Below are 5315 nucleotides of genomic sequence, written 5' to 3'. Positions count from 1 at the left end.
GTCAACGACCGGGCGGACGGCTTCTGCCTTCATAAAACAAAATACCAGTCTTTCGGCGTCGGACTGCCGTTTATGGAAAGCGATGGGTCATTCCGCCATGAAGGCGATTATTTCATCATGGACCATATGGAACGGCCTTTCCCGCAGCTTCATCTGCGGACAGGCGTCGGCACACAACTGACCGTTGCCATAGCGGATACGGTCTGCCCTTTGTATCAGTACCTGCCAGATGGTAGTGCCGTAGATATCAGGGTAGCGCCATTATATCAGTATATACGGGATATGGTCAGATAAGGGAGAGAGAAGTATGAGTGAAAAATCGACGGAACAACTCGCCGATGAGGTGTTAAAAAAGTACGATAATGAATCCAATACGATAAATTACAAGGGATTTATGGCCAAAGTTGTTTCGGCCATTGCCATCACGTTTTCTATATTTCAGTTGTATACCGGCGCGTTCGGCGTACTCGATGCCCAGCTGCAGCGTGCGGTACACCTGGGCTTTGGCATGGCGTTGATATTTCTTCTCTATCCGACACGGAAGAAATGGCTAAAGAGCGGGAAAGTCCATCCCCTGGATATCCTGCTGGCAATCCTGGGGGCAGCCTCTCCAGCTTATATCGTCCTGGAATATCAGCAGCTCGTGCTGCGCTCCGGAACGGTGACGACGATGGATTACATCGTAGGCAGCATAGGCATCCTGCTGATCCTGGAAGCTACACGGCGGGCCGTAGGAAAGCCGATGCTCTGCGTGGTGCTGGCTTTTCTGGCGTATGCCTTTGCCGGTCCCTATATGCCGGGCGTTCTGGCTCATCGGGGACTGACACCGGAACAGCTGGTAGGACACCTGTATTTTACGACCGAAGGCGTATTCGGTATTCCTCTTGGTGTATCGTCTACCTTTATTTTCCTGTTTATTTTGTTTGGCGCCTATCTGGAAGCGACCGGCCTGGGGAAATTCTTCATTGATTTGGCCAATGCCATCGCCGGCTGGTCCAGTGGCGGGCCTGCCAAAGTAGCTGTCATTTCCAGCGCCCTCATGGGGACCGTTTCCGGCAGCTCCGTAGCCAACGTCGTCGGGACAGGCAGCTTCACCATTCCTATGATGAAGAAATTAGGCTATCACAAGAATTTCGCCGGTGCCGTAGAAGCGGCATCGTCTACAGGCGGACAGCTCATGCCGCCGGTCATGGGGGCAGCGGCTTTCCTCATGGCAGAATTTGTCGGCGTTCCCTATATTGATATCGTCAAGGCAGCCGTTATCCCGGCTTTATTATATTTTACAGGTATCTGTCTTGGTGTTCATTTCGAAGCAAAACGCAACAATCTGAAAGGCGTTCCCCGCTCTCAGCTGCCTAAGATCTGGACGATTTTGAAAGAACGGGGTCATCTGGCCCTGCCTCTCATCGCAATCGTCTATCTGCTGGTTGCAGGCTATTCGCCCATGCGGGCGGCACTGGTAGCCATCGTCATGTCCATCGCGGCATCGTTTGTCCGCAAGGCTACGCGCATGAAACCCATTCAGATCATCCAGGGGCTGGAAAAAGGCGCCAAAGGCGTCCTGGGCGTACTCATAGCCTGTGCTGCAGCCGGCATCATCATCGGCGTCGTTACCAAGACCGGCGTGGGATTAAAACTGGCATCGGCCCTGATCGACCTTTCGGGCGGTATGCTGCTGCCGACCATGTTCTTTACCATGATTACGGCGCTTATACTGGGCATGGGCGTGCCGACCACGGCAAACTATGTCATCACGGCGACTATTGCCGCTCCGGCCCTGATAAAACTGGGCGTCCCCGTCCTTGCGGCGCATATGTTTGTCTTCTATTTCGGAATCATCGCTGATATTACACCGCCGGTAGCACTGGCGGCCTATGCCGGTGCCGGCATCAGCGGCGGCAATCCCCTCATGACCGGGGTCAATGCGTCCAAATTGGCCATAGCGGCCTTCATCATTCCCTATATCTTTGTCGTATCGCCAGTCCTTCTCATGGTACAGGCGACGCCGCTGGAAATGATTATGGCGACCATTACGGCTGTACTGGGCATGATCGGCCTCAGTTCGTCCATGATTGGGTATCTGGCCGATCACTGCAACGTCCCCGTACGGGTCCTGTTGTTTGTGGCAGGCCTGCTCATGATTGTGCCGGGCGTCATGACCGACGGCATCGGTATCGTCATTTTTGGCAGCATCCTCTTCTGGCAGATGCGGCTGAAAAAGAAAAAAGCAGCCATTGCCGGCTGAAACTGAATAGAACGAAAACAGGAGCTGTCTTCTCAATCAGGGGAAGACAGCTCCTGTTTTATTTGTGGCAGATCGGGGTCCGCCATATTGTAAAATATCAGATGATGGTATAAACCCGTTCCAGCTGGTCCAGATAGGCGTCGATACGCTGCAATTCGTGAGGCTCTGTGACGGCCTTCCCGAATAATAATATTCGACGGTCTGAGGCAGATATTCCAGACCTTTGCGGTAATCGAGCTGGCGGATGAGTTCGCGGATTGTTCCTTCGTTGCCATCGACAAAGCGGACATGGTCTGGCAGGATGCGTCGCAGCGTTTCTTTAAAATAATTGAAATGGGTGCAGCCTAGGACGAGATTGGCATACTTGCTGAAATCATACGGGGCAAACTGCCGGCGGATATAGTCTTCTACGGCCGGCGAGGAAAAATCCATGTGTTCGGCAAATTCCACAAGATCCGGCATGGCCAGCAGGTCTACCAGACTTTCTGTATCGTATTTTTCGATAAGCTCTTTGATTTTATGTCCCCGCACGGTAATCGGCGTGGCAATGACCAGGACGCGGTTGCGCTCTGTATCCATATCGAGTGCTTTTTTGGCAGCCGGTTCCATCCCGATGATGGGAATCTTGTATTGGTGGCGCAGTTCCCGCACGGCCACGCTGGTAGCGGTATTGCAGGCTACAACGATAGCCTTGACATCTTTGGTCATGAGAAAAGAAAAGGCGTCGCTGACGTACTGGAATACCTGTTCCGTCGTCTTCGTCCCATAGGGTACATTATCTTCATCGGCGAAAAAAATAAATTGTTCATGAGGGAGTACTTTCATGGCATGATGGAGGACGCTGAGCCCGCCGATGCCGGAGTCGAAAAAAGCAATTTTCATATAAAAGACCTCGGATTTCATGGAAATTATACTGTATCAGCGTATATATTATAGCACGGGCCGGGGCCGGGAGAAATAATTTTACTTGCAAATTTCGCATATCCTAGTCTTTATTTTCATAGGTAAAAACTGGCGGTGGGAAGATTTTTCCTGATATAATGGAACTAGGAAGGCCGTATGATAAATGGCAGTTCATATATATTTAGAAAAAGAGAGGTACTACCATGTTTAGAAAAAGTACGATTCACGACCTTCAAGGCGTTTATGAGCTCATCTGCCAGCTCGTCCGGCGGGAACTGGACAGGGACATGTTTGCCCGGGTTTATGCAGAACAGATGGAAAATGATGATTACTACTGCCTCGTTGCAGAAAAGGACGGGAAACTGTATGCCGTATTGAATCTGCGGTTTGACAGGCAATTGCATCACTGCGGAAACTGTGCGGAAATCGTGGAATTTTTTGTCAGTGAAGACGCGCGCAGTCAGGGCACTGGCGCCCAGATGGTGCGCCTGGCCGAAGAAGAAGCAGTAAAGCGGCAGTGCGTTCTCATAGAGGTGACCAGCAATAAGGCCCGCGTCCATGCTCACCGCTTTTATATGCGCGAAGGGATGGAGCAAACTCACGCAAAATTTGTCCGGGAATTTTAAATACGAAAAAAGAAGCAGCAGATGCAGGGAGAGTTTCCCCATATCTGCTGCTTTTTTGTTGTTATACGATGGCTGAGACGTTTATGCCAGTACCTTACGGGCGGCAGCGGCGATATCATCTGCGGTGAGACCGTATTTTTTCAGCAGGTCTTCGGAAGAACCGGATTCACCGAATGTATCCTGTACGCCGATGAATTCCTGACGGACGGGATAGCGGCGGACGAGTGTTTCTGCTACGGCGGAACCGAGACCACCGAGTACGGTGCCTTCTTCTGCCGTGACCATGTGTCCGGTCTTACGGGCGGCATATTTGATGAGATCGGCATCAATAGGCTTGATGGTCGGCATATTGATGACCATGGCTTCCAATCCCTCCTGACGCAGCTGATCGGCGGCGGCAAGAGCAGCTGCTGTCATGCGCCCTGTCCCTATGAGGGCCACGTCAATGCCGTCCCGGAGAATCTGTCCCTTGCCCCATTGGAAGGTGCTTCCGGCCGGATGGATATCGGGGACGGTATCTTTTCCCAGGCGGATGTATACCGGGCCTTTATGGGCGACGGCGGCCTTGACGGCTTCTTCCGTTTCCCAGCCGTCCGATGGGACGATGACCGAAAGATTGGGCAGGCTGCGCATGAGAGCGATGTCTTCGATGGCCTGATGGGTGGCACCGTCACTGCCGATGGTCAGGCCGCCGTGACTGACGATGATTTTTACATTGAGATTGGGCAGGCAGATGGAATTGCGGGTGATTTCCAGTCCCCGTTCGGTAAACAGTGCATACGATCCGGCCAGGGGGATTTTTCCGACGGCAGCCAGACCGGCGGCGGTACCCATCAGGTCCTGTTCGGAAATACCGACATTGAAGAACCGTTCCGGAGCCTTGTTCTTAAATTTTTCTGCCCGCGTCGAAGAGGCGATATCCGCATCAACGACGACGACATCGGGATTTTTATAGATTTCCGTTTCCAGGACATGACCGTAGGCGTCCCGTGTAGACATAGCCATTATGATTCACCTTCCAATTCTTCCAGTGCCTTTTTCGTTTCGGCGGCATCGAGTGTTTTATTGTGCCAGGCGGCCTTGTTTTCCATGAAATCGACGCCTTTGCCCTTGATAGTTTCGGCGATGATGGCCGTCGGCATGCCTTTCGTTTCTTCCGATTCTTTCAGGGCTGCCCGGATTTCGTCAAAGTTATGACCGTTGATAGTAATCGTATGCCAGTGGAAATCGCGGAATTTATCGGCAATAGGCATGATATTCATGACCTCTTCCGACGCACCGCTGAGCTGCAATTTATTGTGGTCGATGATGAGCGTCAGGTTGTCCAGCTTAAAATGGGCACTGGTCATGGCCGCTTCCCAGATGATGCCTTCTTCGATTTCCCCGTCGCCGCAGATGACGTACGTGCGCCAGTCTGCGTGGTCAAGACGGGCTCCCAGAGCCATGCCGTTGCCGGCGGACAGGCCCTGACCCAGCGAGCCGGTAGACATATCAATGCCCGGCGTGCGGTTCATATCGGGCACGCCCTGGAGCATGGCTCC

General features: G+C 52.5%; 6 protein-coding genes. 3 read left to right on the top strand and 3 right to left on the bottom strand.

Annotated elements, in window-relative coordinates; translation table 11 throughout:
* A partial coding sequence (locus DBO31_RS00415) for a DUF1850 domain-containing protein (RefSeq protein WP_150824167.1) occupies positions 1 to 294 on the top strand: 294 nt, incomplete at its 5' end.
* A gap of 13 nt (positions 295 to 307) precedes the next feature.
* A complete protein-coding gene (locus DBO31_RS00410) occupies positions 308 to 2245 on the top strand; it encodes a TRAP transporter permease (RefSeq protein WP_059076530.1) in 1938 nt (645 codons plus the stop codon).
* Positions 2246 to 2281: 36 nt separating this feature from the next.
* On the opposite strand, the gene murI is transcribed toward DBO31_RS00410, so the two are convergent.
* Positions 2282 to 3127 carry a glutamate racemase gene (gene murI, locus DBO31_RS00405; protein ID WP_150824166.1) on the bottom strand — a complete coding sequence of 282 codons (846 nt, stop codon included), beginning with the start codon at positions 3125 to 3127 and terminating at the stop codon, positions 2282 to 2284.
* A gap of 224 nt (positions 3128 to 3351) precedes the next feature.
* Here murI and DBO31_RS00400 point away from each other — a divergent pair, with 224 nt between their 5' ends.
* The gene (locus tag DBO31_RS00400) at positions 3352 to 3774 is read left to right on the top strand and encodes a GNAT family N-acetyltransferase (RefSeq protein WP_059076532.1); all 423 of its coding nucleotides are present in this window, start codon (positions 3352 to 3354) and stop codon (positions 3772 to 3774) included.
* Positions 3775 to 3855: 81 nt separating this feature from the next.
* Here DBO31_RS00400 and DBO31_RS00395 read toward each other — a convergent pair whose 3' ends face one another.
* Both DBO31_RS00395 and DBO31_RS00390 read right to left on the bottom strand, forming a co-directional pair.
* Positions 3856 to 4779 carry a transketolase family protein gene (locus DBO31_RS00395; protein WP_150824165.1) on the bottom strand — a complete coding sequence of 308 codons (924 nt, stop codon included), beginning with the start codon at positions 4777 to 4779 and terminating at the stop codon, positions 3856 to 3858.
* The coding region (locus tag DBO31_RS00390; protein ID WP_150824164.1) for a transketolase at positions 4779 to 5315 on the bottom strand (537 nt) is incomplete at its 5' end. The genes DBO31_RS00395 and DBO31_RS00390, both read right to left, overlap by 1 nt.

The organism is Megasphaera sp. DJF_B143 (assembly GCF_900320625.1).
Classification (GTDB): Bacteria; Bacillota; Negativicutes; order Veillonellales; family Megasphaeraceae; genus Megasphaera; species Megasphaera hexanoica.
The sequence above is the reverse complement of the archived record's forward strand: the minus strand, read 5'-3'. Positions and strand labels throughout refer to the sequence as shown.